Source organism: Caldivirga maquilingensis IC-167 (assembly GCF_000018305.1).
GTDB classification, from domain to species: domain Archaea; phylum Thermoproteota; class Thermoprotei; order Thermoproteales; family Thermocladiaceae; genus Caldivirga; species Caldivirga maquilingensis.
The window spans coordinates 1,934,086-1,960,154 of sequence record NC_009954.1 but is presented as its reverse complement, the minus strand read 5'-3'; the positions used below and the strand labels follow the sequence as shown (position 1 = coordinate 1,960,154).

Below are 26,069 nucleotides of genomic sequence, written 5' to 3'. Positions count from 1 at the left end.
GAGTGCTAATTAAAGTTAATCGCATAATGGCGATCACCTGGGGTGTTGAAGCCTAATTACATTACTCCTCACTTTACCCCCCTCAGAGCTTTTAATTAAAGCCTCTAATAATGCATCATCCTGAGTTGCCAATATGACTTGATTAATCATACCCTCGCTTATCGCCCTTACAATGGTTTCAGAGAATGTTCTCTTAGCATTAGCGTCAACGTAAGGGATTGGTTCATCCATTAGTATGAAGCCTAAGTTATGCTGCATTAGCCTATATACCGCTAGTACGAATGATTGAGCTAGGGTTAATCTTTGCCCATCACTAAGCCTAGATACTGGAACATCCCTACCTCCCCTAAGTGCATAAAGCACGTAGTCACTTCCCTTACCCCTCCTATGCTGAAGCTTAACGGTTATCCCCTCCAAGTCACTGTATGGGTATAATTGCTTGAATAAGTCAACCACCTTGGATTGAATTATATTAACCACGTCACCCCTAACCTTATTCTGAACTTCATTAAGCTTATTAAGTATGCGCTGGAATTTACCATTAATCTCCTCAAGTTCCTTTATTTCGCTGAGGGTTTTCTCGACATCAATGTTTTCGTGACTTATCCTAGATAGCACAGTGTCTAATTGCATGTATTCTGATGTAGCTTCCTCAAGCCTCCTCCTGAGTTCATCCATGCGCTTCTCCATATCCCTCAAGGCTTCATCAATACCCACGATCTCATCTAGGTTTATGCCGCTTCCCTTAAGCTCACTGAGTAGGTTACTCTCCTCAAGCCTTAATGAATCCCTCTCCTTAATCTTCCTGAGGATTAAGTACCTCTTCTCAGTCTCCTCAAGTCTCCTGTGGGTTAACTCAATAATGCCCCTGAAGTCCTTAATCCTCTTCTCAAGATCAGCAATAGCCCTCTCCAGTCTTTGAAGCTTATCGATGTATTGGTTTAATTGAGTCTTATAATCATTAACCTTACTTAGTAATTCCTGGTATTGAACATACTGCGTATATAAACCCTCCATCTCCATAACAACCCTCTCAAGTTCATTAACCCTATTCTTAACATCAATAATCCTTAACTCACTTAACTCCCTCTGCAGATTACTGGCCCTCTCCTTAAGTTCATTAAGCCTATCCCTCGTTACTTTAAAACCATGGACTGGGCATGTTGCCTCACCGTGTATTTCAAGCTCCCTTATCAAGTAGTTAAGCACCTCCAATGCGGATGCCTTAACCTTAACCACAGTCTCAATTTCATTATACTCACTCCTAGCGGACTCTAAATCAGCCTTAACCTTACTTAAATCCCCGTACTTCCTAACGTACTCTGCATACTGCTTAGCAGCCTCCTCAATGGCGTTAATCCTCTCCATTATAGAATTCAACTCCCCCCTAGTCCTATCTATTAACCTGCTTAAATCCTCCCTACTCCTCCTCATGGCCTCTAACTCCTCCTCAAGCTCCTTCACCTTACCCTCCAGGGCATTGATACCACTGTAGCTTAATTCAAGTAGTTCATCAATGGTATTAGCCTTCTCAAGTCTTTCACTTAATTCCTGAAGCATGGCTGATTCAAGTCTTGGAATCAACATGCGTCTAATGACCTCTAGACTACCCTTAATTAAGACCTCACCGTAATCCTCATCCTTAATACTCCTCAACTCCTCCTCAAGCTGCCTTAACCGTTCCCTAACGTAAAGGTACCTTGTGTACTGTTCCTCAACCCTCTTAATTGCCTCAACGTACCTTGACCTCCTATTAGCTAACTCAACGTAGGCTGATGAAATAGCCTTAACCTGCTCCCTAATACTCTCTATCTCAGCGGCTAGGCTACTCCTCTTATCTAAGGCTGCCTTAATTGAACCATACTTACGTAGAAGATCCTCAGCCTCCCTTATACTGGCTAACCTCTGCTTCCTAATATCTATAGCCTCATTAACCTGCTTAACCGGTAGTACACTACCTAGGATCTCAAGGAACTCCAATCCAAAGAGCCTATCTATGGCTAATGTCCTCCTCCTAACTGAACCATAAACTAAGTCCTCAAGGGTCTTGTGGCTAATTAGGATGAATCTCTCAAAGTCATCATCATCAACCCCCAGTAGCGTAACTAACTGGTCGTCAGTTGATTGGTTACCGTTTAGCGTTAAGGCCTGGTATGTTGAATTACCCTTACGCATTAACCTCCTCAATATTAGGTTACCGCTTAGTCTTAAGGCTACCGTGGCCTCATTAGAATCCTCATTAATCAAGTCACTTAACCTAGCAACCCTCTCCCTAGCCTCCAATTGATTACCGTAAAGGGCGAATTCAATGGCTTGAATTATACTTGATTTACCTGAACCTATTGGTCCATGAATCACGTTTAAGCCATCAATGAAGTTAAAGACAACCCTACTCTTAAATACCCTAAATCCCTCCAACTCCACTGAATCTATTATTAAGCGACTACTCATAACTTGATCCCATATTTACTAAGCATTGTGTTTAACTCCTCCCTAATCCCCTTAACACCCCTCTCCCTATAAGCCTTATATAGGCTCAGCACCAGCTCCGAGTCCTCGCCAAACTCCCTCCTTATTAATTCAATAATGGTCTCACTGGATTTAACATCCATTTCAAGTTTAGGATCACCTAGTTATTATTAAGGTTTTGCCTCCTTTACGTCTCCCACTTAATCACGCTCCCCAGTGAGTTACGTGGCTTGTTTAAGTATCTTGGATGCTATCTCAGGGGCTAATTCCCTTATCTTATCCTTGAACTTATCCAGGAATTCATCATCCTCCTTCTTATTCCTTAACTCATCGGGGAGTAGTATCGGTATCTCATCCTTTATGGGGTACCATCTACCGCAGGTTGGGCAGTATAGTATGCCGTTAACCACCTCATGCTTAATGCACTCACCGCAGGGTGCTTCCTGGCTTGGGTTACTCATGTCCTTAATGTTCATTTTCCTGAAGGAGCAGTATAGTTCGCAGAAGGGTACTCTACCGCTGTATGTTCTTTCAGGGTAAGTCTTCTCCTCAAATACCACTAGGGTTAGTGGGAATGTTTTATCATATGGGCATGCTAAAATATCCATTAACCTATATTTCATCAGCAGGTGCCGTATCGTGAACTTAAAAATATTACTCCACGCAAAAATGAGGAGTTAATTAGGCACCAGCATTAATGCAGCATACCTTAAACAAGTGGGGTTAATGATGCCTTCATTTGCATCGTGGAAACTTTTATAAGGGGTTATGCTCATTGTCAGTAGTAATAATGTCTATTGATGTATTAAGCATGCTGCATCCCATGGTTAAGGAATTAGTGGTTAAGAGGGGCTTCAGGGAATTAACCGAGCCTCAGCTTAAGGCAATCCCAGTCATATTAAGCGGTAAAAACACCCTACTAATAGCCCCCACTGGTAGCGGTAAGACTGAGGCTGCCCTACTACCTGTCTTATCAATGTACCTAAATATGCCTCAGGATAAACCGAGGGGAATCTACATACTATACATAACCCCCCTCAGGGCCCTTAATAGGGATTTACTAAGGAGGATTGAGTGGTGGGCTAGTGGGGTTGGGTTAACTGTGGCTGTTAGGCATGGGGACACTGATAAGAATGAGAGGGCTAGGCAGAGTAGGAACCCTCCTCAATTACTCATAACCACCCCGGAGACCCTTCAAATACTCTTCATTGGTAGTAGGCTTAGGGAGCACATATCTAAGGTTAAATGGGTTATAGTGGATGAGGTTCATGAGTTAGTTGAGGATAAGAGGGGGAGTCAATTATCAATCGGCCTACAGAAGCTTAAGGCCTTGGCGGGTAGATTCCAGGTAATTGGATTATCGGCATCAGTGGGTTCACCCAGTGAAGTGGCTAAATTCCTTGTGGGTAATGATGAGGAGTGTGAAGTCATTAACCTATCCTTCACTAGGAATTACCAATTCGATGTAATTAACCCAGCAGTATCATTAAGTAACGCGGACATTAATGAACTTAAGGCTAGGTACATGATTGTGAATAACATTAATGCTGATGAATTATTCCATAACGATGCCTTAGCCAGGTTGCTGTACGTCATGAATCTAATTGATGATGGTGGTAAGTCATCAATAGTTTTCGTTAACACCAGGTCAATGGCTGAGTTACTCACCTCAAGAATACTCATGATTAACCCAACCTACCCAGTATCAATACACCACAGTTCATTATCCAGGGTTAATAGGCTTAACACAGAGGAGATGCTTAGGGGTGGTAGGCTTAAGGCTGTTGTAGCCACATCAAGCCTAGAGCTAGGTATTGATATTGGGCACGTTGACCAGGTTATTCAATACGTTTCACCGCATCAAGTCACCAGGCTTGTTCAGAGGGTTGGGAGGAGTGGGCATAGGCTTGATAAGGTACCTAAGGGCATTATAATAACTGAGGATATTAACGATACCTTGGAGGCAATAGCCATAGTGAATAGGGCTAGGGCCGGCTGGCTTGAACCAACCAAGTCCCCTGAGAAGCCTTACGACGTCCTCTTTAATCAAATAGTATCCCTGATACTCATGAAACCCAGGTGGACTGTTGATGAGATACTCAACATAGTTAAGGGCGCCTACCCCTACAGGAACTTAACTAGGGATGAGTTGATTGCAGTTCTCAGATTCATGAGTGAGGGCCTTAGGCCTAGGTTAGTCTACTTCATTGAGGAGGAGGGTGTTGTGTTAAAGCCGAGGAGCCCTAGGTCCAGGATTGAGCTTAGGGAATACTTCTTCAACAACTTATCAATGATACCTGAGGAGAAGCAGTACCTGGTTACTAGAGTTGATACAGGTGAGGTGGTTGGTGTGCTTGATGAGGCATTCATGGCTGAGTATGGGGAACCAGGAATAAAATTCGTATTCAGGGGTAACGTATGGATACTTAGGTCAATTAAGGATGATGTAATTTACGTTGAACCAGCAAAGGACCCAGTGGGTGCTATACCATCATGGATTGGGGAAGAGATACCCGTCCCCTTTGAGATTGCGCAAGACGTCGGTAGATTGAAGAGAATAATAACAGACGAGTTAAGGAACGGCGCCAGTGAGGATGCGTTAATTAGTAGGTTGACCAAGGAGTTGGGTGTATCTAGGCGCACGGTTAAGTACATTGTGTCAACTATTAAGGAGCAGTTGAAGTACGGCTTCGTGCCAACTGATGACTCAATAATCATTGAGAAGGTTGGTGAATTAGTCGTCGTACACGCCAGCTTCGGTACATTAGTGAATAGGACATTATCAAGATTATTAGCCAGCTACATGACGCATGCCCTTGACTTACCGGTTAGGGTTCAACAGGACCCATACGCAATAATACTTCAACTACCTAGTAAGGTTGGGCCAGGCATCATAATTGAGTCCCTGAGGGCGTTGGCGAACTTAAGCATGAGTGAGTTCATCCAGTATATTAAGAGGATTGCCCTTGAGACTGGTTTATTTAAGAGGAAGGTGGTTCACGTAGCTAGGAGGTTCAACGTAATTAAGAGTGATAAGTCTGTCTCAGACATTAGCTTAACCAACCTGATACAAGCCCTTGAGGGTACACCGGTTTACGTTGAGGCGCTTAGGGAGTTCATAACAAGTGATCTTGATGTTGATGGAGCCGTAAGGGTGCTTAAGTCCATACTGGATGGAACCATTAAGGTGAGTGTAATTGAGGGGAGTGAATTCAGTCCAATGGCTAGGGAAATCCTAAGTAAGGCTAGCAGTAGGCTTGAGGTAATTGCCCCGGAGAGGTTGGATAAGTTAATAATTGAGAGTGTGAAGGCTAGGTTGCTTAATGAACCATTAACCCTGGCATGCCTTGAATGCGGTAACGTCTACATTGGGAGTGTTAAGGATTTGATTAAGGACTTGAAGTGCCCTAAGTGTGGTTCAGTTAAGTTAACTGCATCAAAGATGGAGCCTGATAAGGTTGCTGCAATAATTAGGAGGGGTAGTGGTGATGATTATGATAGATTAGTGAAGGCCAGTGAATTATTGACTAAGTATGGTTGGAGGGGGTTAATGGCTATAGCGAGTAGGATTAGTCTACGCAGGGCTGAGGAATTCCTATCATCAGATGGGTCGGAGGACTTCAATGAATTCATAATTAAATTATACAACGCCGAGAAGGAGGAGGTTAAGCAGAGGTTCTTCACTTAACCAACCTTAGTTATGTTAAGGTAAGCTAAACCACTCATCACTGTTGAGCCACTCCAGGTACATGATGGTGGTGGATTAGGTAAAGTGCCCCAACTTGGATTAATTAACGTAACTGGTTTCGGTGAGTTTAAGCAATTTAAGGCCGATACTATGACCGGTTGCTCCGATGATAATACAGTTAATCCACTCCTCCTAACAGTGAGGCTAAGACTACTTGTTGATAACGTGACGGTAATGTTTAGGAATAAGCCTAAGCCACCATTACTTAAGTAACCTGGGTAAAACGTAACAGTATACTGTAGTGAAATACCTTGACTAGGTAATGTTGCTGTTGGTAAAGTTAACTGGTATTGGAATGAACCAGTGACTTGGTTTAACGATGCTAAGGCAACCGCTGTTTGAAAATCATGAGTAATGGCGTTATAAATCAGTGACTCTAGGTATGATGCAACGTTAAGCATGTTGTAGGTTATGTAGTAGTTAACGTAGTAGTACATTAAACCAGCCACCGTAATCAAGGCCACGGTTATTATGACATAACCTATCACATCCATACCATCACCTATAGGTTATAGTCATGTTAATAATAACAATATTAATACTATTAAGATTATTAACAGTAACTAACCCGCTTAAGTCACCGCATTCACCACTCACAGTTACTGATGAACCACTCGGCAGTGAGATAACAGTAGACTCAACACTGGTTACGTTAATTATTAGTGTAGTCCTAGAGCCTAATGCGGTATTAGTAATAGGGTTGAACACTGGGACATAAATGTAGGCGTTAGGTGGATTCTCAACAATCATTACCCTTGGGAAGACAACCAGGTAAGTACCGTAACTTACCCCAAGCACCTCACCGTAACCGAATTGAACAATGGATATTAATGGCGCAGCCGAATTATTAACAATAGGGCTATCAACCACTGCGCTCGGTAACCCGTTACCGTAACCACCCCTGATTACATCAATGAAGTTCACCGGGTATGATAATAAGCCGGGTGGAATACCGTAAACCAAGGCGCCACTGGTGAAGTTACCGTAACCACTAATAGTGTAGTTACAGTACCTGTTAATTAGGTTGAATGCACCATAGCCTGTTGATGGAATTGGGTAAACAAGCACTGTTCCTGGAACATACATTGATGCCTCAACATCATCAGCGACATTAGTTAGGAATGACTCAACCTGGGATAATGCAGCTGATGCAGCAGACTTATTGAAATTACCCATGGCATAAATTAGGAAGACTGATGATATTATTAATACCACAGCAATCAATATTACTACCCCAATGATATTTGATTGACCAATCCTACTCATCATCCACCACTCACCTCCTGTATTTCAAGTGCAATTAAGTAATACGTTCCATTAGGTAGCACTATGACTGTGAAGGCGCCTGCCGTTGGGGTGAATGGTAAACCAGGAATACTGTATGCGTAATACTGTGGAATAACATTACTGGTTATTGCGTAATTAAAGTAAGCCCCAGCAACCACCGCTGAAGTGGCTGGTGGCGTGGCTACTAGGTCATAGATCTTCACCACAGAGTTATATTCATAATTCACACCAGGGGTGTATGAGGAATTTAAACCCAGGGTTATCCCAGAGCTACTGCTTATTGCCACTGATGCTGAGGCTACTCCATTATATGTGAGGGGGAGGCATGGTGACTGATACGTACCGCTTATTGACTTACTAGTCATTGATACGTAATCATACATACTCACTGATTCATTAAGGGTGTAGTATAATGAGGAACCACTGGAGCATACTCCTGGGGTTACTGAAGGCTGCAGGCTTATCATGAATAAGTAGACGTATGGCCCATTGTTATCATAGGCTAATTGCCCATTAACATATAATTCATAGTTAACAGTCCCATTACCGTAGTAGGTTAAGATTAATGCAACAGGCACCTTGGCTGTGTAGCTTCTGGTTCCATTATACACAGTCACCACGTAATTCAAATTAATGCTTAATGATGAACCAGGTATTATGCTCATTAACTGCCCAATTAATGTTGTGTACGTACCTATTATTGATGGGTTAAGTAAGGTGCATGATGCTGATGATGATTGAGGAACATTAAAAGTAAGCACGTTACCTGATAATGAGTAAGCGCCGGAGCATAATGCAGTAGATTGGTTAAACCACCAGTACTGGTTTAAACCATTCAATTGACTAAGCACGCTTAACCCATTATTATAATTAGCTATTGGTAAATTCAGTGAAGTAGCCATGAATGAGCTTAAGCCACCGTAGGGTGGGCAGTAGGGGTTACTGCAGTATTCACCGGTGATTGGATTATAGGGTACGGAACCATTCCTGGAAACAATGATTGTTAACCTACTTGAACTAGTCTTAACCCAAATTAAGGCATCCCCAGTGACGTAATTATAACTCATTAACCACCAGTTAACAGGATTACCATTACTATTCAATATGAATACGTTAGCCATGGGTACACTGGTGTTTATCCTATAACTGAGGGGTAAGCCCTGGTTAATTAAGAGGATTGGTAAATCAATTAACGCATAGCCACCGTATGTGCTTGGGCTTGGTACTAGGGTTATGTTTAAGGCAACGTAATTAGGCATGACACTATATGAGCTTATGGTTAAGGCCTTGTAAAGGGGTTCAAGGCCAATGAACCAATTATACTGAGGACCAATTATGGCGGATGCCAATGAATGTATAGTACTCCAGTTACCCTTACTTAAGGCATTTATGAATAATGGGTTAGTAACCAGGGTGTATAATGAATTATAGGCGTATTGACTAACACCAACCTGAATCTGACTCCTAAGTGGTGTAAGGGGTGATTTAAAGAGAAGCGGAAGCATTGAGAATAATATAATTATTATTAAGACCGCGGCCACAGCCTCAATCAACCTAGCTTGACCCAGCCTCAACATTCGGAACCACCCCCATAACCATAGTAAACATAACCCTGGCCGGGAACATAATTAAGCAGTAATGCATAATTAACTAATTGATTATACTCAAACGAGTAGCAGTTAGTTATTGTTGAGTTAACGTAAGTTATGGGTAGTGTTTCACTGGGTAGATACTGAAAAGCTATAACCATACCTGGGTTAAGTGAGGCGGATGGGGCTGTTTCATTGAGCACCATGTAACCGGGAGGTATATTGAGTATAGTCTCTTTGAAGGTGTATAATTTAAGTGAACCCACTAAGCCTGGGTAAATGTTAACACTGGATGCCTTCACATTAACCAGGTATATTGTAGTAAGGCTGCCATAGTAGACTAGTATGGATTCACCCTGGTATATTGTTAATGCTGTTGGCACCCCACCATTCCATAGGTAAACTAGGTTGATTAATGAGTTGGATGCCGTATTGTAGACTTGAATATAGTAACCCACCATTGATGTTGATGAATATTTCGAATATGGAATATAATCACTGTAATCAACCCCATACGTGGCTAAGGCACCTGGGCTCCATGGATTGAGGGCAAGCACTATACCTGAATAATTAGTTAGGATTAGTAATTGATTATAAGGGTAGCCTATTAATTGCGGGTTAATACTGCTTAAATTAACCTCATAGATTACTCCACTTGATGTTATATTGCATATAACGTAACTAATGTTAAGATACCTTAAACCCACGGTTGGCTTAACGTACGCTAAGTTAAGTGTAGTGCCTAATGCTGGTGCATTATTCAGGCTGACTAGGATTAATGGATTAACCACCAGCCTGTAGTTTTGCTTAAGCCTAACCTGAACCATGAATATATTAGCACCGCTTGAGTTAAGTATAGTAACCCATGATCCAATGGGTGCATAAGTACCTTGGGCATTATCAACACCAGCCAACTCATACATATAACTTGAGAATTCCTGCGAGTAGATGTAATTCCACTTAGGCAAACTAACACTGAATGACGCAGCACTTGAACCATTAATGTAGAAGGTGGCTGTGGCCGTGGGGTTACTTGAGAATGGGCCACCAGTAATCCCAGTAACCTGAATAGTGACGTTAATTACATTACCAGATAATACCGATAATGGCGCAGTACCTTGACTTACTTGATTAGTGCCAGCATAGATTGTGTACATTAGGTTATTGGAACTGGACTGCACAATGATTGTGTAACCAGCGTAACCCTGCGGGGTTGATGGGTATGGGTCAAGTATACTTAAGCCTATGCTTAAGTCATTTATGTTAGTCACCTTGAATAATGCGCTCACCCTAAAGCCACCTGATGAGTCAAGTTCATCAATGGGGTAGAGTAGTAATGCCCCCTCTTGGATTCCTTGGGGGGATTGGATTCCAGCCCAGATTGAGTATGTTAAACCTGTTTCATTAACGCCTGGGTTAATGCAGCGGTAGTATTGGGGTGATGTGAAGTTGAATGTACATGAGTACACTGCGGTGTAGGTTATTGCCCTAGTAGGTACGTTGCATGTTGAATTACCTGGATGCACGAATATCGCCGTGTAATTGAATGCATCACTTAAGGTTAAGTTGTAAATTCCAAGGGTGGGCATGTTGAATTTCTGTGAAACACCAATGCTAATACCTGCCCCTGAACCACCACTGTAAATCATATTAACATTAGGTACCCCTAATGCACCGTAGAAATCAGTGAATACGGATACGTTAAACACTGGTTGACCCACGGGCACAGCTAAGCCTGTGGGGGCGTAGGCCGTGTTAATTATTAGGTTGAACTCCTGCTGAAGCATGCTGAGTAATGATGTTGGTAATGGTGTCCACCCAGCCAGTACGTGAAGGTACATTGTTACACCGTAGTTAACCATATACCTACTAAAGTTCACTGCAAATGAGTAAACCGCAGTATTCATGCTTAATGCTAAGCCTTGAGTCACTAGGAGTGGGTTATACTTGAAGACGTAGTATATGCTCCTCTGGTAAACATAGGCTGGGGCCATTGCAAATACCCTGAACACTACGGCTAGGGCTAGTGCAGCTAGGACTATTACTAACGCTATGAGCACTACTGCCTGCCCCCTCAATTTAACTCACCCCTAATCCGCTGAAGGCGTTACCCCTATAGTATAGGTAAAGCTTAATCACGTAGGCTGCATCACCAATGTAGACTAAAGCCCTAGACACACCAGTGGGTGCGTACTTAACTGGGTAACCGAAGATTATTGTCCTATTCACTAAGTATAAGTCCGGGTTATAGCCTAAGGGTATTACCAGTAATTGACTTAAGGGTACTGAGCCACTTTGGCCTTGGCTATTCCTCTGAATCCAAACCAGTAGAAGCATGGGTGTGCTGGGTAGGTTCCAGTAGCAGGCTGAGTAATTAGGAGGATTACTACTACTTAAGATCGTGCATGAAACTGGGTAACTATTACTACCCCTAGATGGGTTAAAGGTGAAGTTAATGCTCATTGTTGTGAAATTATATATTGACTTATATACCGCAACTACCCTTAAACCTAATGCAGACTGACTTGGATTACTTAAACTCACCCCCAGTAGGCAGTTAGTGAATATGTGTGGGTCAGCGAATACTACGCTATACCCATTACTGTTAATTAAGGGTACTATGCCAACGGTTAGTAATGGTATTTGAATAGCAGGGTATTGGTAGTAGGCGTAGTCCTTCAACCCAGCTGTCTGCGCTGTAATAACCATGTAGTAGTAATTACTTGGGTTAAAGGCTACGGGTAAGCTGATTGAAGCCACCCCATTAGAGTTGGTTATTCCTGATGAGTAACCCTGGTAAAAGACAGCATTATTAGATGCCAGTGATGTTATAAAGTACTGCACGGTAACCGTCGCATTAGGTATTGCTACACCGGTGGAGTAGTCGGTAACCTTAATGTAGGCTATGTTTGAGGTTAAGTTAATTACCCTAATCATGTAGAGTGGGTGAATTACAATAACGAAGTCATAACTATTACCTAAACCAAGAAGTTGCTTAACCTGATTATAACTAATCACCCAGTTCGTTGGGTAACCAACAGTGAATAACCAGAGGTAATTCAAGGTTACGTAGCTAATACCGTACTGGCTTAGGAATTGTTGGAAACCCACACCATTTATTTGATTAATACTGCAGTAACCCCTAATATTGCCTGGCGATACGGCTACACTGGCATTATTCGCATAGTCCCAGAATACTAATTGAAGTACCTTAAATGGATCAAGGGAGTAGGGTGAGTTAAATGAGGCTAGGCCAAAGGCATTCATTAGGCTTGCATTCTGACCCCAGTAAACTGGATTACCTGGATTAGTGATAATGTAGTTTAGTAGGCTTTGAGCCAGGGCGTTTAATTGAAGTGTATTAACCTCACTGCCTGCCGTGGGTAGGTAACTGGGGATTAGTCTAATGAATACTATTACCATTAATACAATAACAACTACAATAACTATGGCCTCAATGGCGCTCATCTGCCCTTTCCTTAAGTTAAACATAATACGCTTATATTCCCCTATAGGGTTATTTAAGCTTTTAACATTTAATTCAACTTCACTGACGCTGAATAATGGAAAATTATGATGAATCCCTGGGCTTAGCATTAATCATGGTGCAAATTATTTAAAAGGCCCCCCACCAGTGTGCCTCGGTTAAGTTATGAGTGAGGTTAAGGTGCTTAATAAGGGTGAATTACCCAAGGAAAATGAGGTAGTGATTGATGCATCAAACCACGTTGCAGGAAGGTTAGCAACCGTGGTTGCTAAATTAGCACTACAGGGTAAGAGGGTTATAATAATTAACGCTGAGAAGGCTGTGGTAACAGGGGATAGGAACATGGTTATTGATTGGTTTAAGAGGAGAATGAGTGAGATAAGGACTCATTATAACCCAGAGAAGGTTGGGCCAAAGTGGCCTAGGAGGCCGGATAGGATCCTTAGGAGAATTATTAGGGGTATGCTTCCGTATAAGAGGAGTAAGGGTAAGTCAGCCTTGAAGAGGATTAGAATATTCATGGGTGTACCAAGTGAATACAGCGGTAAGGCGGCTTACGTGATTCCAGGCTCAATGCTCAGGCTTAGGCCTGGTTTAAAGTACGTTACCCTTGAGGAGATTTGGGCCAGTATTGAACCTAGTGAGCATGAGGCATGGAGGAAGGGACAAAGCATGAGCACTAAGGCTGAGAGTAATAAGCAATAAATCATTGCCCTTACGCTTTTTAATTCATCACCATGGGTTTGCCTTCCCATTACATTATAGCTAAATAAATTACTTAAGTAGAGGATTATTAATTATGAGAAATAGTAGCTACCGCTTCATTAAAGCTTATGCCTTATATACCACTGATTATTATACCCAGTCTATGGGTTTAATACTAGTCTACACTGGTGATGGTAAGGGTAAGACCACTGCAGCATTAGGCCTGGTGCTGAGGGCTTACGGCCATGGATTAAGGTCAATAGTTGCACACGTTATGAAGACCCTAATTTACAGAGGACAGTGGGTTGGTGAATACTCGGCATTACTTAAGATGAGTGATCTGGTTGAGGTGTATTACATGAGTGAGGAAGCCTTAAGGACCCCTAGGGATGTTTTCAACAAGGCTATTGAAAGGAGCATTATGATTAAACCCTTCCTACTAGTATTGGATGAGGTTAACAATGCAGTTAACGGTGGGTTAATGACTAGTCGTGAAGTTATTGATGGCTTAAGGAAGCTACCCAATGAGGTTAACGTCGTTTTAACAGGCCGTAATGCACCAAGTGAATTCCTTGAGTTAGCCGACCTAGTAACTGAGTTTAAGCCTGTTAAGCATTACTATGATAAGGGTATTGTGGGAGTCATGGGCCTTGAGTGGTGAATCATGCTTAATTAAGGGAATGGTTTAAAAAGCCACTGAGGTAAAAGTTAAAAAGTCTTAGGCAACCATAGGTTAATAGGGCCCGTAGCTCAGCATGGTGGAGCGTCCGGCTCATAACCGGAAGGTCCCGGGTTCAAATCCCGGCGGGCCCACTTCCTCTATCCCGAAGAAAAAATTACCATGAGTAATAATTAAGTATTAGGAATAATTATTACTCTTCAATAAAATGAGGTGATGGATACTTAACTCAGTGGTTAAGGTTCACGGAATTAAACACGGCTAAGTAATCAATTTGTTAATTAAATATTATGATACCATAATGTGTATATTATTTTAAGATCAAATCATAAGACTATGTTCACTGCATTAGTCCTAGGTTTCTTCTAATTTCCCTAGCCACACCCTCCGGCTTCTCAGCTGAGGTTATGGCTCTACCAACTACAACTATATCAATGTCCCTTCCCCTTAATTTAAGGGCTGTTCCAGCGTCAACACCACCTGCCAGGGTAACCCCAACATTATACTTCCTCTTTATTGACTCGGCTTCATCGATAAGTACCTCAGCGTTAACTTTCCTAGAGTCCTGTACGTCAATACCCACGTGGAGGCCTATGTAATCAACCTTAGCTGCATTAAGAACCTCCTTAACCCTCTCCTCAACGTTAACCACCCCTATGAAGTCAACCACGGTGCTTAAGCCCAGTTTCCTGGCCTCATCACTGAATTCCCTTATAGTATCCACTGGGGCAGCGGCCAATACACTGGCCATGTTTGCACCATTCTCTGAGGCTAACCTCACCTCAATTCTACCAGCGTCCATTGTCTTTAAGTCGGCGAATATTAGCGCCGAGGGGCAGCAGACCCTCATTCTTGATACAGCATACATGCCGTAGGCCTTTATTAATGGTGTACCAACCTCAATAACATCAATCAACCCACCCCTATGAAGTCTCCTAGCCAAGTCAACGGCAGCATCTAGGTTTGTTAAATCCAATGCCACCTGTAGTTTCATTTACTTACACCTATTAGCATCTTAATTGGGACCCCAGCCCTAGTCTGTACTAATATTGGTACGTCTAGTTTAGTGGAGGCTATTATTGTTCTTATTAATTCCCTAACCTTCTTCAACACTGTTAACTTATCCTTCATGGAGTCAACGGACTCCTTAAGTACGTCGTACTCATCAATGGGCTTAGGATCAACTATTATCTTAAGCCCAGTAACCTCTATTGCTGGAGTTAGCATTATGTTCTCATTACCCACAAGCTTCTTAATAATATTTAGAAGCGACTGGAAGCCTACTAACCTTGGTTCAATTTGTGCAATGTTCTTCTCAATTAAGTTAATGGTCTCCTCAAGGGAGTTAATCTGGTTATCTATGTAATTCATGAAATCGTTCAGCGATGCAAAGTACATTACCTCTAAGTCACCACCAGTGTTATCAGCTTGAGACTCCATATTATGCAGTCTACACACCTCAGTTAATAAAATTTAAGTCATTAAAACTAAGGTTAAGCAGGCAAATTCAACAATTGTGAAATGATAAGATTTATAAAATCCAAGCTAATTACTGAATGCATGGTTGAAGTATTGAAGTACGACATAGTGATTCTTGGCTCTGGGTTAGCTGGCTTAAGGGCAGCCTTCGAGGCCGCTAGGGTTAGTAATGGTAAGCTTAGGATAGCCGTCATATCTAAGGTTCAAGCCATGAGAAGCCACTCAGTCTCCGCGGAGGGTGGTGCGAGTGCGGTCCTGTATCCTAAGGATAATGGGGATAATATAGACCTACATGCCTACGATACCGTTAAGGGCAGTGACTTCCTGGCTGATCAAGATGCGGTTGAGGTTTTAGTTAGGGAGGCTCCTAAGGAAATAATCTTCATGGATCATTTAGGCGTCCCATGGTCTAGGGATGCTCAGGGTAGGATTCTTCAAAGACCCTTCGGTGGAATGACTATACCGAGGACAACCTTCGCCCAGGATAAGAGTGGTTTCTTCCTATTAAGTACTCTATATGATAATACGCTTAGGTTTAAGAACGTTGAGATGTTTCATGAGCACTTTGCCACATCAATGATTATGCAGAATGGGGTCTTCAAGGGGTTCACGGTAATTGACCTTAAGACTGGGGAATTTAAGGTGTTCCTCGCTAAGGTAGGTATAATAGCCACGGGTGGTAATGGTAGGGTGTACGGCTTCACCACAATGGCTCACTCATCCACGGGGGATGGGTATTCACTAGCCTATAGGGCTGGGATACCGCTTAAGGACTTTGAATTCCCTCAATTCCACCCAACTGCCCTAGTCCCGAACGGTATACTGATAACTGAGGGGGCTAGGGGTGAGGGTGGTTACTTGATTAATAAGGAGGGGGAGAGGTTTATGAAGAGGTATGCACCAAGTAGGATGGAGTTGGCTCCAAGGGACATAGTTAGTAGGGCCATAGTGACGGAGTGCATGGAGGGTAGGGGTTTCATTGATGAGGAAACAGGCCTATGCTACGTGTTGCTTGATTTAAGGCACTTGGGTGAGGAGAGAATTGAAAGTAGGTTACCTATGATTAGGGAAATAGCCATGAAGACTCTTGGAATCGATCCAGTAAATGAACCTATTCCAGTTAGACCAGCAATGCACTACATGATGGGTGGAATACACGCTGATATTAATGGGCAAGTAATGCTTGATGAAACAACAACAAGGGTACCTAACCTTTGGACAGCAGGTGAGGCAGCATCTATAAGTGTTCATGGTGCTAATAGGCTAGGCAGTAACTCACTATCAGAATGCTTAGTCTGGGGTAGGATAACTGGAGCATTAGCAGCACAGTATGCCCTTAATGCATCTGAACCGGAGTTCGATGGATCAATCAAGGACCTGGCATCTAGGGAGGAGAGTAGGATATTCGATAAGTTAATTCATAAGGAGGTTGGGGGTGAGAATCCATATGAAATTAAGGCTGAGATGAATTCAACAATGGATAATAACGTTTACGTGTTTAGAGATAAAAGCACCCTTGAGGAGGCTTACACAAGCATTAAGAGGCTTAGGGAGAGGTTTACTAAGGTTAGGCTTGAGGATGACGGCAGGATATATAACCAGAACCTTAAAGACATCCTGGAATTAGACTTCCTACTTGAGCAAGCCGAGTTAATAACGATAGCTGCATTAAATAGGACTGAGTCAAGGGGTGCACACTATAGGTTAGATTACCCCAAGAGGGATGATGCCAATTGGCTTAAGCACACTCTACTCTTCTACACGGCAGGAGATAAGCCTAGAATAAGTTACTCACCGGTTAAGATAACTCGTTGGAAACCTGAGGAGAGGAAGTATTAGTTTGATCGTTGTTGGCTTAATTTACTCCTAACCTCAATAGCCCTCTTTAACACTAGGCTCTTCAACTCCTCCATACTCATCCTGGAATCACCATAAGCCACTACGGCTACTTGATATGTTTCAAGCTGCTGCCAAGTCTCCTCAGCCAACACCTTAACGTCCTTAACACCATCATCAATCAGTAATTCCCTCAAGGCGTTCTCGAATTCACTTACAGATATTTTAACAGGTAAATCAAGCCTAACCCTAACTGCATGGTACTTGGCATCACTTTTACTAATTATCATTGAGTCCTTAAGAACAGAATTAGGTACCTTAGCCACTTCACCGTTATCAAGTACAATAGTCGTGTACATTAACCCCATGTCAATTATGGTTCCGGTAAAACCATTTGGAGTACCCTCTGTGGGGTACATGGCTCTAAGTAATCCGTAACGCCAAGTTAAGAAAGTTATCCTCTCCCCTGGTTTAAAGGGTTTAGATACAAGCAGTACGAAGCCTGATATTATGTCGTTAAGGGTTTGTTGGAAGGCTAGACCAAGCACTAGGCCTATTACTGTACCGCTTAGGGCTGCGGCGGCTGGGCTATATTGAACTATGCTTGCGGTTACGAATACTATAACGGCTAGCGCTATTAGGAATTGAAGCGTGAACTTAAGGACAGTGGCTGTATGTGGATCATACGGGTAAAGAGCCTTAGTTATCTCCCTACCGGTCGTGAGTATTAACACTGAACCTATTATTAACACCAGTGAAAGCCTAATCAAGTACTCATAATTCCTTAAGTAGGCTAACCGCGGGGAAACATTAAACGTGTAGATGGTTAAGTGATAGATTATGTAAACCACAATGCCTGCTATTATTATTGGAATCCAGCTCTTAACTATTTTACTTAACACTGATGATAAAGGCGGCCCCTGCCTCACTTGATTACCACTAGCTTTCATTAATTCCTTTATCAATCGAGGGATTTATTTACCTTATTATTTAGAACACTATTTGAATCTGAACCCCTAAGGACTGGAGATGGGTATGATTTCAATCATTCCCTTACTTGAATCTATTACAAGTAGCTTACCGGCCAGCGTTGGCTCTAATCCAGCAAGTATTCTTAACGCATCCAATGCCTGCCAGGATGCAACTACACCTACTGTTGGGCCTATTACTGCGTTACATAAGCCTTCTACACATGATACTGGGTTTAGGCCTCTTATGTTCAGTATTTCAGCTAGCCGCGGTGTCTTACCGGGCACCACCGTGGTTACTAATCCAAACCACCCATCAACACCACCATTAACTATTGGTTTACTGTACTTAGCGGCTAATTCATCAACATCAACCCTAGTCTTCATATTATCAACAGCCAATACTATAACGTCCACTGAGGCTACTAATTCCTCAGCCTCCTCATTCTTCGTTAACACCGTTTGATGAGCCTCAATTTTAACCTCTGGGTTAATTTCCCTCAGCCTCCTCTCAGCCACCTCAACCTTGCTCTTACCAATATCCCTAGTAGTGTATAGGAGTTGCCTATGTAGGTCACTTATACTGACTGTGTCGAAATCAACGAGAATAAGCCTACCAACCCCTGCACCAGCCAGGTACATTGATGCTAATGAACCTAATCCACCTAACCCCACCACTAATGCACTACTATTACTGAGTCTCCTTTGACCCTCAATGCCCAGTAAGGGTAACTGCCTAATATACCTATCACTACTAATCATTAATAAAAGCGAATTAACGCAGTGAAATAAACGTATCTCTCATATCCCCCTAATCAGCATTTCCCTAGCCTCTCTCTCAAGCCTAGTGGGGCTACTGGGTTGGATAGTTGCAGTGAGTATTATGTAGTTGCCGTCAATTTTAATTAATGAACCATCCTTAAGCCTATTAAGTATATACGCTGCGTAATCCCCCCCACCCCACTCAAGTATTGTCCTATAAACCTTCAGGTACTTTAACCTGGCTTTACCACCCCTGTAGGCTAATTCCCTAAGCAGTAGCATTGCTAACCTTGCACTCATCTGGGATGAGTACTGTTGACTCATTTAGGTTCACCTCAATTACGCATCCACTGTAGTTAAGTATTTCCTCAGGAATATTAATTACTAAGGGTATGTTAGCCATAATTGACCCAACCAGTACTAATGTGTCAGGCTTAATGGTGAGTATGGCTAATGGCGCCTTACCGTACTTAGCTAACTTATACATTACGTATGGACCCACCGTTGAACCGGTGGAGTATGGTAATGCAAGGATCTTACCAGCTATATTGATTTCCATCCCCTTAACCTTAACAATACCCCTGGCACCATCAACATCACCTAGGAATGATATTGGTGTATTAATGGCAATTAACTCCCCTGATACAACACCATTACCGTGGACGGTATTACCCTTAAGCGCACGCACCTGCCTCATTAATATAGCGTATTAATAAGGTTTATTTTAGTCCCGATCAAGATACTGGTGCCTATGATTAAATTTCAACCCTTAACAACCCCTATTGGCCTCATTCTAACAACCTTCTTAGCTAAGCCTAATGCATCAGAAACCTCAGCCACAACATCGACATTCTTATAGGCCTCGGGGGCCTCCTCACTTATTATCTCTGATTCAGCGCTCCTAATAATAATTCCCCTTGACTCCAAAGCCGCCTTAACCTTACTTGGTGGTAGACTTCTAACGGCCGCTGATCTGCTCATCTGTCTACCAGCCCCATGTGGGGCTGTACCGAAGGTTAACTGCATTGATTTCTCAAAGCCGACGAGAATATATGAGCCCGTACCCATGCTTCCAGGTATTAGGACTGGTTGCCCGATCCCCCTATACACCTTAGGTATCTCCTCCCTACCCGCTGGGAAGGCTCTAGTAGCCCCCTTCCTATGCACCCAAACCTTAGCCCTATGACCCTCATCATCCACTACATGCTCCTCAAACTTAGCTATATTATGAGCAACATCATAGATTATCCTCATGCCTAATTTATCAGGGTCCCTTCCGAAAACCCTCTTAAAGGACTCCCTAACCCAATGCATTAATAAATGTCTATTAGTCCATGCGTAGTTGGCTGCGGCAGCCATTGCGTGTAAGTAGTCCTGCGCCTCCCTTGCCGTTAACGGTAAGGCTGCTAATTCCCTATCAGGTAGGTAGAGGCCCCATTGTCTCATTTTGCTTTCAGCAACCTTAATGTAATCCGTAGCCACCTGGTGTCCTAATCCCCTTGAACCTGAGTGAATCATGACTAGTACCTGCCCCTCCTTCTCTATGCCGAAGACCTTGGCCACATCAGGGTTAAATATCTTATCAACCACCTGAATCTCAATGAAGTGGTTACCTGACCCAATGGTTCCAATCTCGTCCTTCCCCCTCTCCTTAGCCCTCTGGCTAACCTTACTTGAATCCGCGAAGTCCCAACTACCGTTCTGCTCAATGTACTCCTTATCATCAGTCCAACCGTAACCATTCCTAATAGCCCAGTCCACACCCTCATCAAGCACCTTATTAAGCTCAGATACAGGTAAGTGCAGTTTACCGGTCTCACCAACACCAGCCGGTGCCAGTTCAAAGATTGTGTTCACAAGTTCCCTCAACCTAGGCCTCACCTCATTCTCAGTTAAATCAGTCCTAAGCACCCTAACACCGCAATTAATATCATAACCTATTCCCCCTGGGCTTATTGTACCTTGATTCGAATCCACAGCAGCCACACCACCCACTGGGAAGCCGTAGCCCTGGTGCGCGTCGGGTAATGCTATACTATACTTATATACCCCAGGTAAGCAAGCCACGTTAGCTGCCTGCTCAAGTGTTGAATCAGTCTTCATTTTCTCTATTAATGACTCATCAGCAAATATCCTAGCTGGAACCTTCATGCATGGTTTATACGTCTTAGGTATTTCCCAAATGAGCCTATCTATTTTTCTTAAAGGTGGAACCATATTATCAATTCAATAATCCATAGTTCAGTGGTTTTAAATCTTTTTACCCCTGAGCTTAACTTAAGCACTATTGGCTTATCTGCATGAGTACTTAAATTGACTCCGCTTAAACCGCTATGATTTTGTGCCTTATACCTAGTTTATAATTATAGATAATGTGATAACATGAACCTATATTATAACTAATGCTAAGTTATTATTGTTAAAACATTAGTGAATCTGTGACTGAATTCATTTAAAGCAATATGATAATTCATAGAGGTATAGTCAATGAAACTCCCTCATGTTTTTTAACCTAGGAAAGATTAATAAGGCATTCTTGAAAAGGTAACCCTATGGAGGGTTTAAGCCGCATAGACATAACGTTCTACGGTAGAGGAGGACAAGGTGCAGTCACTGCGGCGCAGGTTTTAGCTGAGGCTGCAATACACAGTGGCTTATTTGCATCAGCGTTCCCTGAGTATGGGGCTGAACGTAGGGGTGCCCCAGTTAGGGCTTACGTGAGGGTTGCTAACCAGTACCTTGGTATTAGGGAACCCATAGAGAAGCCTGATGTATCAGTGGTTTTCGATACGAGGCTTATTGATGTATTTAACATAACTAAGATAACTAAACCAAATGGTACAATAGTGATAAATTCCAGTGAGGATTACGCTAAACAGATGCTTAGCCAATTTAACGGTAAGGTGGTTTACGTGGATGCATACGGCATATCCATGAAGTACCTTGGTAAGGCCATAGTAAACACACCAATGCTCGGCGCATTATTGAGGGTGATAGGGATGATTAATATTGAGGTGGTTAAGGAGTTAATTAGAAACACTTTCAGGGGGAGGATTGGTCAATTAAACGCTGAGGCAATTGATGAGGCGTATAAGTTGGCTAGGGTGATACCATGAGTGAACTCAAGTCCTGGACTCAAATACCCATAGGGGGTTACATAACTGAACCAAAGAACTCCATGAACAATAAAACTGGTTCATGGAGAACCCAGAGACCAGTAATAGACCAGGATGCATGCACTAGATGCCGCATATGCTGGCTCTACTGCCCTGAACCAGCAATACTTGAGCTTGATAAGCCCTATGTGGCTAAGAATGGGAGGAAGTACAGCATCACGTTTGAGGTTAATTACGATTACTGCAAGGGCTGTGGAATATGTGCAAACGAATGCCCAGTTAAGGCAATAAAGATGGTGCCTGAGGTGGTTCAGCAATGACACAGGTACTTGAGAGGCCGAGGGAGAGGGGTATTGTTGTTGAGAAGAAGGGTTTAACGACAAACTACGCTGTTGCTCAGGCAGTTAAGGATGTTGACGTTGATGTTGTTGCAGCATACCCAATAACACCTCAAACAACTATAATTGAGAAATTAGCCGAATACGTGGCTAATGGGGAACTTGACGCTGAATTCATACCCGTTGAGTCAGAGCACAGTGCCTTATCAGCAGCAGTGGGTGCATCAGCAGCCGGCGCCAGGGTTTTCACAGCAACGTCTGCTCAAGGTCTTGAGTTAATGCATGAGATACTTCACATAGCCTCAGGCCTAAGATTACCCATAGTTATGGCGGTGCCCGGTAGGGCCTTATCAGCCCCAATAAGCATACATGGTGATTACCAGGACTTAATGAATATTAGGGACACTGGGTGGATCATCTACATAGCGTCCACTGCCCAGGAGGCTTACGATACTGTTATTGAGGCCTTCAGGGTTGCTGAGGATCCCAGGGTTCAATTACCGGTTATAGTATCCTACGATGGGTTCCTAATGAGCCATACCACAGAGCCTGTTGATGTATATGACCCTAAGGTTGTGCGTGAGTTCACGCCAAGGAGACGCAACACTAGGCCTATTCTTAACCCTGAGAACCCAGTAACAATAGGGGCCTTAGCAACCCCTGACTGGTATTATGAGATAAAGTACCAGACTATTAATGCGCTTAAGTCATCTAGGGGTGTAATTGATGAAGTGGATTCTGAATTCAATGAGAAGTTCGGTAGATCATATAAGCCTGTGGAGGGCTTTATGATTGATGACGCTGACTACGTCCTAGTCACATACGGTGGTGCAGCAACCTGGAACGCCCTTGAGGCTGCTAAGGAGGCTAGGGATAGGGGGCTTAAGGCTGGTGTACTTAGGATTAGGCTCTTCAGGCCCTTCCCAGCAAACGACCTGGTTAAGGTTCTCTCCAACGCTAAGGCAATAGCCGTTATTGATAGGGCTGTGGCACCGGGTTCACCCATAGAGGGACCGGTCTTTAAGGACGTCTACATATCTCTACACATGGCTGGAGTCGATAAGCCGATGCTCTCAGTAATACATGGTCTCTCACAGCGTACAATGTACATAAGGGACTTCTATGAATTATACTATAGGCTTAAGGATATTGCTAAAAACGGTAAGTCACCGCAGGAGTCATTATTCATGGGGTTGAGGTGATGGGGATGGCTAAGCAAGTTAAGGTTGGTATAAGAACCATATGGGATGTACCTAAGGAGGAGTATTTTGGGCCGGGCCAATTAACATGCGCCGGCTGCGGCCCATCGCTGGCAGTTAGGCTTATGCTTAAGGCAGCTGGACCAAACACAATAATAGCCAACGCCACTGGTTGCATTGAAGTAACCTCGACTCAATACCCATACACAGCCTGGGCTGTACCGTATATTCACGTGGCCTTTGAGAATGCTGCCGCTGTTGCATCAGGGATTGAGGCGGCTATTAAGGCGCTTAATAGGAAGGGTATAGCTAACACTAAGGCTAAGGTAATTGCCCTAGCTGGTGATGGTGGGACCTACGATATTGGTATTCAAGCATTAAGTGGAATGTTGGAGAGGGGGCATGGTGTATTATACGTGCTTTACGATAATGAGGCATACATGAACACCGGTATACAGCGTTCAGGCGGTACACCACGCTTCGCGTGGACTACTACGTCACCGGTGGGCAGTAAGATTAGGGGTAAGGTTCAGAGTAAGAAGGACATAATGAGTATTGTAATAGCTCACCGTGTACCCTATGCCGCCACAGCAAGTATAGCGTATCCAATTGACTTCATGAGTAAGGTTAAGAAGGCTCTTGACGCATTAGATGAAGGGCCAGCGTTCCTGCACGTATTTGCCCCATGCCCACCAGGTTGGAGGATTGATGAGAGTAAGACTGTTGAGATAGCTAGGCTAGCCGTGGATACTGGGGTGTTCCCACTTTACGAGTGGGATCACGGTAAGTTTAGGCTTAATCCACCCAGTAATGCGCATATTGATAAGTCGAAGAGGAAGCCTCTCATAAATTACATTAAGCCGCAGGGTAGGTTCGCCCATTTGAAGGAGGATGAGATTAAGGCCATGGAGGCTGAAATAGATAGTTACTGGGATTACTTAACAAGGCTGCTTAAGGCCTTTGGTTAAAAACAATGCCCTTAACTTATTAATGATTAATTACCCCTCATTTAAGCAAGCCATTCAATTTCATTAACCCAGAAACTTAACTCATCTAGGCTTAACCTCCTCCTAGTGCCCCCAGATTCAACGAAGGCATCAGTTATTTCAACAACATCACCCCTCCTTAACCCTATCACCCTAATGACTGTTTCACCGTAGCTGCTCTCGAACTCTGATGTTGAGGATGCAGACTCCTCCGTTGGGGGGTAGAATAATACCTCAATGTTATCCCCATTCTCAATCATCCTGTAGGCCGGGTGCTTAGTGGCAATTCTCTTAAGCTTACCATAACTCACATTCACCATACTGGGTCGCCACTAGCCTTAATTACGCGTTTAAATCACTTATCCAGTACACTACTTAATCCTGAACCTAAGTAATGCAGCCAACCCCCCTAACCCATTAAGCAGCTTACCTGCCTCACTACCATCAGGTACTATTATTAATTTAGCCCTAGTCCTAATGCAATCATCTATGATGCGTCTGGATTCCTCAGCCTTCTCTATTAGGAGTTTATCAAGCATGACTAATGAGTCAACGGCACCCATACTTAAAGCCTCATAAATCTCATCACCCAGGGCCACTAAGCCACTGCCCTTGCTTAACTCCTCCATAATCCTATTAACAGTATCATAACCTAACTTAAGGCCAACCTTATCCAAGTAACCCCTCCTCTCAACCTCGTAGATGCCGCTTAAACCACCCTCAGATACTATGACTCTCTCAACGGGTACTCCCTTAACCTCAATATCAGGGATACTGCTCATTAGCATTCCCTGGGTGGCTATTATTAGGGCATTGGGTTTATGTACTTCAGTCAACTGCCTAACAACCTTAGAGACATCATCAATGTACCTCTGGTTAATTAACGACCCACCGCTCTCCTTACCTTGAATATAATTATTACTGATTGTTGCTATAATACTTACACCAAGCCTAGTGGCCAACGCCACCGTTGTCTCCTCAATGGATACTGATACAATGAGGACCTTGATACCGGAGCTGAGAGTGTTGATTAACTGCTCAAGGTAATCCCTATTGATGCTCCTCATGATCTTTAACGTTGAACCAATCCCCACCTCAAGACTATGGTAACTTCCACCAGCCCCCTCAAGCCACTCAGGGTAATCCTCAATAATCCCCCTAATTCTCAAAACACCCCTGGGCTCATGGAATTCAAGATCCCTAACCCTAACACCTAGGTAAACCTTCTCCCTACCAAACCTCTCCCCACTCCTACCCCTAACCTCCCTAACAGTCCAGGAGTAAACTAGGTCACCTGGCTTAAGTATGAGGTAAAGTATGAATAGGTCCTCAACCCTCTCCACCGTTAACTCAACGTAATTCTTACCCTCATTAATCTTCATTAACATTAACGCCCTTTAGCAACCTTTTAAACTAACCCG

Annotated in this window: 25 protein-coding genes and 1 tRNA gene; 9 read left to right on the top strand and 17 right to left on the bottom strand. The window is 43.2% G+C overall.

The genetic code is table 11. The annotated features are described in order from the left end of the window. Positions 1-33: 33 nt before the first annotated feature. The 3 genes from CMAQ_RS09690 to CMAQ_RS09685 all read right to left on the bottom strand — a co-directional run bounded on the left by CMAQ_RS09690 (position 34) and on the right by CMAQ_RS09685 (position 3,092). Positions 34-2,451: an arcadin-4 gene (locus CMAQ_RS09690; RefSeq protein WP_012186918.1), complete on the bottom strand. Its 2,418-nt coding sequence runs from the start codon at positions 2,449-2,451 to the stop codon at positions 34-36. Then, the gene (locus CMAQ_RS10755) at positions 2,448-2,612 is read right to left on the bottom strand and encodes a hypothetical protein (RefSeq protein WP_012186917.1); all 165 of its coding nucleotides are present in this window, start codon (positions 2,610-2,612) and stop codon (positions 2,448-2,450) included. The genes CMAQ_RS09690 and CMAQ_RS10755 overlap by 4 nt, the downstream gene beginning before the upstream one ends. 78 nt (positions 2,613-2,690) lie before the next feature. Then, positions 2,691-3,092 (bottom strand): Trm112 family protein, encoded by a 402-nt coding sequence (locus tag CMAQ_RS09685; RefSeq protein WP_012186916.1) that lies wholly within the window; start codon positions 3,090-3,092, stop codon positions 2,691-2,693. Positions 3,093-3,259: 167 nt separating this feature from the next. Here CMAQ_RS09685 and CMAQ_RS09680 point away from each other — a divergent pair, with 167 nt between their 5' ends. Continuing rightward, positions 3,260-6,157, top strand: a complete 2,898-nt coding sequence (locus CMAQ_RS09680) for a DEAD/DEAH box helicase (protein WP_048062812.1) — start codon at positions 3,260-3,262, stop codon at positions 6,155-6,157. Here CMAQ_RS09680 and CMAQ_RS09675 read toward each other — a convergent pair. From CMAQ_RS09675 to CMAQ_RS09655, 5 genes are read right to left on the bottom strand one after another with little or no spacing between them, the layout of a single operon-like run. Continuing rightward, positions 6,154-6,711 (bottom strand): hypothetical protein, encoded by a 558-nt coding sequence (locus CMAQ_RS09675; protein WP_012186914.1) that lies wholly within the window; start codon positions 6,709-6,711, stop codon positions 6,154-6,156. The genes CMAQ_RS09680 and CMAQ_RS09675 overlap by 4 nt on opposite strands. Before the next feature lie 4 nt (positions 6,712-6,715). Continuing rightward, the gene (locus tag CMAQ_RS09670) at positions 6,716-7,486 is read right to left on the bottom strand and encodes a hypothetical protein (protein WP_012186913.1); all 771 of its coding nucleotides are present in this window, start codon (positions 7,484-7,486) and stop codon (positions 6,716-6,718) included. Next, the gene (locus tag CMAQ_RS09665; protein ID WP_012186912.1) at positions 7,483-9,081 is read right to left on the bottom strand and encodes a hypothetical protein; all 1,599 of its coding nucleotides are present in this window, start codon (positions 9,079-9,081) and stop codon (positions 7,483-7,485) included. Before CMAQ_RS09665 ends, CMAQ_RS09670 begins: the two co-directional genes overlap by 4 nt. Further along, complete coding sequence (locus tag CMAQ_RS09660; RefSeq protein WP_012186911.1) at positions 9,075-11,171, bottom strand: hypothetical protein; 2,097 nt, start codon at positions 11,169-11,171, stop codon at positions 9,075-9,077. Before CMAQ_RS09660 ends, CMAQ_RS09665 begins: the two co-directional genes overlap by 7 nt. A 1-nt stretch (position 11,172) precedes the next feature. Continuing rightward, entirely contained in the window at positions 11,173-12,585 is a 1,413-nt protein-coding gene (locus CMAQ_RS09655; protein WP_156769896.1) for an Ig-like domain-containing protein, read from the bottom strand. A 160-nt stretch (positions 12,586-12,745) separates the two neighbouring features. On the opposite strand from CMAQ_RS09655, the gene CMAQ_RS09650 reads away from it, so the two are divergent. From CMAQ_RS09650 to CMAQ_RS09640, 3 genes are all read left to right on the top strand, one after another. Next, positions 12,746-13,285 (top strand): 50S ribosomal protein L13, encoded by a 540-nt coding sequence (locus tag CMAQ_RS09650; protein ID WP_012186909.1) that lies wholly within the window; start codon positions 12,746-12,748, stop codon positions 13,283-13,285. Positions 13,286-13,448: 163 nt separating this feature from the next. Further along, positions 13,449-13,946: a cob(I)yrinic acid a,c-diamide adenosyltransferase gene (locus CMAQ_RS09645; RefSeq protein ID WP_048062811.1), complete on the top strand. Its 498-nt coding sequence runs from the start codon at positions 13,449-13,451 to the stop codon at positions 13,944-13,946. 78 nt (positions 13,947-14,024) lie between these two features. Beyond that, positions 14,025-14,098, top strand: a tRNA-Met gene (locus tag CMAQ_RS09640). Positions 14,099-14,304: 206 nt separating this feature from the next. Here CMAQ_RS09640 and CMAQ_RS09635 read toward each other — a convergent pair. Together CMAQ_RS09635 and CMAQ_RS09630 are read right to left on the bottom strand one after the other, a co-directional pair. After that, positions 14,305-14,958 (bottom strand): orotidine 5'-phosphate decarboxylase / HUMPS family protein, encoded by a 654-nt coding sequence (locus CMAQ_RS09635; RefSeq protein ID WP_012186907.1) that lies wholly within the window; start codon positions 14,956-14,958, stop codon positions 14,305-14,307. Continuing rightward, positions 14,955-15,404 (bottom strand): hypothetical protein, encoded by a 450-nt coding sequence (locus CMAQ_RS09630; RefSeq protein ID WP_012186906.1) that lies wholly within the window; start codon positions 15,402-15,404, stop codon positions 14,955-14,957. The genes CMAQ_RS09635 and CMAQ_RS09630 overlap by 4 nt, the downstream gene beginning before the upstream one ends. 120 nt (positions 15,405-15,524) lie before the next feature. On the opposite strand from CMAQ_RS09630, the gene CMAQ_RS09625 reads away from it, so the two are divergent. After that, positions 15,525-17,282 (top strand): succinate dehydrogenase/fumarate reductase flavoprotein subunit, encoded by a 1,758-nt coding sequence (locus CMAQ_RS09625; protein WP_048062810.1) that lies wholly within the window; start codon positions 15,525-15,527, stop codon positions 17,280-17,282. Here CMAQ_RS09625 and CMAQ_RS10490 read toward each other — a convergent pair. The 5 genes from CMAQ_RS10490 to CMAQ_RS09600 all read right to left on the bottom strand — a co-directional run bounded on the left by CMAQ_RS10490 (position 17,279) and on the right by CMAQ_RS09600 (position 21,226). After that, positions 17,279-18,229, bottom strand: coding sequence for a mechanosensitive ion channel family protein (locus CMAQ_RS10490; RefSeq protein WP_012186904.1), 951 nt, complete (start codon positions 18,227-18,229; stop codon positions 17,279-17,281). The two genes, CMAQ_RS09625 and CMAQ_RS10490, sit on opposite strands and share 4 nt — an antisense overlap. Positions 18,230-18,295: 66 nt before the next feature. Next, positions 18,296-19,009: a HesA/MoeB/ThiF family protein gene (locus CMAQ_RS09615; RefSeq protein WP_012186903.1), complete on the bottom strand. Its 714-nt coding sequence runs from the start codon at positions 19,007-19,009 to the stop codon at positions 18,296-18,298. A gap of 39 nt (positions 19,010-19,048) precedes the next feature. Further along, complete coding sequence (locus tag CMAQ_RS09610) at positions 19,049-19,333, bottom strand: hypothetical protein (RefSeq protein WP_048062809.1); 285 nt, start codon at positions 19,331-19,333, stop codon at positions 19,049-19,051. Next, a complete protein-coding gene (locus CMAQ_RS09605) occupies positions 19,278-19,706 on the bottom strand; it encodes an aconitase X swivel domain-containing protein (protein ID WP_012186901.1) in 429 nt (142 codons plus the stop codon). The genes CMAQ_RS09610 and CMAQ_RS09605 overlap by 56 nt, the downstream gene beginning before the upstream one ends. Positions 19,707-19,771: 65 nt before the next feature. Beyond that, positions 19,772-21,226: an RtcB family protein gene (locus tag CMAQ_RS09600; protein ID WP_012186900.1), complete on the bottom strand. Its 1,455-nt coding sequence runs from the start codon at positions 21,224-21,226 to the stop codon at positions 19,772-19,774. Between the two features lie 335 nt (positions 21,227-21,561). On the opposite strand from CMAQ_RS09600, the gene CMAQ_RS09595 reads away from it, so the two are divergent. From CMAQ_RS09595 to porB, 4 genes are read left to right on the top strand one after another with little or no spacing between them, the layout of a single operon-like run. Beyond that, positions 21,562-22,125: a 2-oxoacid:acceptor oxidoreductase family protein gene (locus CMAQ_RS09595; protein WP_012186899.1), complete on the top strand. Its 564-nt coding sequence runs from the start codon at positions 21,562-21,564 to the stop codon at positions 22,123-22,125. Continuing rightward, entirely contained in the window at positions 22,122-22,445 is a 324-nt protein-coding gene (locus CMAQ_RS09590) for a 4Fe-4S binding protein (protein WP_012186898.1), read from the top strand. Before CMAQ_RS09595 ends, CMAQ_RS09590 begins: the two co-directional genes overlap by 4 nt. Continuing rightward, a complete protein-coding gene (locus tag CMAQ_RS09585) occupies positions 22,442-23,665 on the top strand; it encodes a pyruvate flavodoxin/ferredoxin oxidoreductase (RefSeq protein WP_012186897.1) in 1,224 nt (407 codons plus the stop codon). The genes CMAQ_RS09590 and CMAQ_RS09585 overlap by 4 nt, the downstream gene beginning before the upstream one ends. Positions 23,666-23,670: 5 nt before the next feature. Then, positions 23,671-24,630: a pyruvate synthase subunit PorB gene (porB, locus tag CMAQ_RS09580; protein WP_012186896.1), complete on the top strand. Its 960-nt coding sequence runs from the start codon at positions 23,671-23,673 to the stop codon at positions 24,628-24,630. Between the two features lie 41 nt (positions 24,631-24,671). On the opposite strand, the gene CMAQ_RS09575 is transcribed toward porB, so the two are convergent. Both CMAQ_RS09575 and CMAQ_RS09570 read right to left on the bottom strand, forming a co-directional pair. Then, positions 24,672-24,968 (bottom strand): hypothetical protein, encoded by a 297-nt coding sequence (locus CMAQ_RS09575; protein ID WP_012186895.1) that lies wholly within the window; start codon positions 24,966-24,968, stop codon positions 24,672-24,674. A 51-nt stretch (positions 24,969-25,019) separates the two neighbouring features. Further along, the gene (locus CMAQ_RS09570) at positions 25,020-26,030 is read right to left on the bottom strand and encodes a pelota family protein (protein WP_048062808.1); all 1,011 of its coding nucleotides are present in this window, start codon (positions 26,028-26,030) and stop codon (positions 25,020-25,022) included. Positions 26,031-26,069: the final 39 nt, after the last annotated feature.

What these genes read in the sequence shown, in the direction of transcription:
- CMAQ_RS09675 (WP_012186914.1), bottom strand. Translation starts at nt 6,711, where the DNA reads ATGGATGTGATAGGTTATGTCATAATAACCGTGGCCTTGATTACGGTG.
- CMAQ_RS09575 (WP_012186895.1), bottom strand. Translation starts at nt 24,968, where the DNA reads ATGGTGAATGTGAGTTATGGTAAGCTTAAGAGAATTGCCACTAAGCAC.
- CMAQ_RS09625 (WP_048062810.1), top strand. Translation starts at nt 15,525, where the DNA reads ATGGTTGAAGTATTGAAGTACGACATAGTGATTCTTGGCTCTGGGTTA.
- CMAQ_RS09680 (WP_048062812.1), top strand. Translation starts at nt 3,260, where the DNA reads ATGTCTATTGATGTATTAAGCATGCTGCATCCCATGGTTAAGGAATTA.
- CMAQ_RS09585 (WP_012186897.1), top strand. Translation starts at nt 22,442, where the DNA reads ATGACACAGGTACTTGAGAGGCCGAGGGAGAGGGGTATTGTTGTTGAG.
- CMAQ_RS09655 (WP_156769896.1), bottom strand. Translation starts at nt 12,585, where the DNA reads ATGTTTAACTTAAGGAAAGGGCAGATGAGCGCCATTGAGGCCATAGTT.
- CMAQ_RS09645 (WP_048062811.1), top strand. Translation starts at nt 13,449, where the DNA reads ATGGGTTTAATACTAGTCTACACTGGTGATGGTAAGGGTAAGACCACT.
- CMAQ_RS10755 (WP_012186917.1), bottom strand. Translation starts at nt 2,612, where the DNA reads ATGGATGTTAAATCCAGTGAGACCATTATTGAATTAATAAGGAGGGAG.
- CMAQ_RS09615 (WP_012186903.1), bottom strand. Translation starts at nt 19,009, where the DNA reads ATGATTAGTAGTGATAGGTATATTAGGCAGTTACCCTTACTGGGCATT.
- CMAQ_RS09635 (WP_012186907.1), bottom strand. Translation starts at nt 14,958, where the DNA reads ATGAAACTACAGGTGGCATTGGATTTAACAAACCTAGATGCTGCCGTT.
- porB (WP_012186896.1), top strand. Translation starts at nt 23,671, where the DNA reads ATGGCTAAGCAAGTTAAGGTTGGTATAAGAACCATATGGGATGTACCT.
- CMAQ_RS09665 (WP_012186912.1), bottom strand. Translation starts at nt 9,081, where the DNA reads ATGTTGAGGCTGGGTCAAGCTAGGTTGATTGAGGCTGTGGCCGCGGTC.
- CMAQ_RS09650 (WP_012186909.1), top strand. Translation starts at nt 12,746, where the DNA reads ATGAGTGAGGTTAAGGTGCTTAATAAGGGTGAATTACCCAAGGAAAAT.
- CMAQ_RS09595 (WP_012186899.1), top strand. Translation starts at nt 21,562, where the DNA reads ATGGAGGGTTTAAGCCGCATAGACATAACGTTCTACGGTAGAGGAGGA.
- CMAQ_RS09690 (WP_012186918.1), bottom strand. Translation starts at nt 2,451, where the DNA reads ATGAGTAGTCGCTTAATAATAGATTCAGTGGAGTTGGAGGGATTTAGG.
- CMAQ_RS09590 (WP_012186898.1), top strand. Translation starts at nt 22,122, where the DNA reads ATGAGTGAACTCAAGTCCTGGACTCAAATACCCATAGGGGGTTACATA.
- CMAQ_RS09605 (WP_012186901.1), bottom strand. Translation starts at nt 19,706, where the DNA reads ATGAGGCAGGTGCGTGCGCTTAAGGGTAATACCGTCCACGGTAATGGT.
- CMAQ_RS09600 (WP_012186900.1), bottom strand. Translation starts at nt 21,226, where the DNA reads ATGGTTCCACCTTTAAGAAAAATAGATAGGCTCATTTGGGAAATACCT.
- CMAQ_RS09670 (WP_012186913.1), bottom strand. Translation starts at nt 7,486, where the DNA reads ATGATGAGTAGGATTGGTCAATCAAATATCATTGGGGTAGTAATATTG.
- CMAQ_RS09685 (WP_012186916.1), bottom strand. Translation starts at nt 3,092, where the DNA reads ATGAAATATAGGTTAATGGATATTTTAGCATGCCCATATGATAAAACA.
- CMAQ_RS09630 (WP_012186906.1), bottom strand. Translation starts at nt 15,404, where the DNA reads ATGGAGTCTCAAGCTGATAACACTGGTGGTGACTTAGAGGTAATGTAC.
- CMAQ_RS10490 (WP_012186904.1), bottom strand. Translation starts at nt 18,229, where the DNA reads ATGAAAGCTAGTGGTAATCAAGTGAGGCAGGGGCCGCCTTTATCATCA.
- CMAQ_RS09610 (WP_048062809.1), bottom strand. Translation starts at nt 19,333, where the DNA reads ATGAGTCAACAGTACTCATCCCAGATGAGTGCAAGGTTAGCAATGCTA.
- CMAQ_RS09570 (WP_048062808.1), bottom strand. Translation starts at nt 26,030, where the DNA reads ATGAAGATTAATGAGGGTAAGAATTACGTTGAGTTAACGGTGGAGAGG.